Genomic DNA, 248 nt, shown 5'->3' with positions numbered 1-248 from the left:
CCTGGACGTTGTGCGCGATCTGAATCTGGTTGTCGAGCTTCACGCCATTACCAATCACGGTATCGGCCAGAGCGCCGCGGTCGATGGCGGTGTTCACGCCGATCTCGACATCGTCGCCGATGGTCACGCCACCGATCTGGGCGATTTTCTGCCAGACGCCTTTTTCGTTGGCGAAGCCGAAGCCCTCACCGCCGATCACTGCGCCGGACTGAATAACCACACGCTTGCCGATGCGCACATCGTGATAC

The 248-nt window shown here is 60.1% G+C and carries 1 pseudogene; it reads right to left on the bottom strand.

The window, feature by feature from the left end:
• Positions 1–248: pseudogene (locus AAEY83_RS17530) on the bottom strand (UDP-3-O-(3-hydroxymyristoyl)glucosamine N-acyltransferase); the annotation flags it as partial.

The organism is Psychrobacter sp. TB20-MNA-CIBAN-0197, from assembly GCF_040309765.1.
Classification (GTDB): domain Bacteria; phylum Pseudomonadota; class Gammaproteobacteria; order Pseudomonadales; family Moraxellaceae; genus Psychrobacter; species Psychrobacter submarinus.
This window is presented reverse-complemented; position numbering and strand designations above follow the sequence as displayed.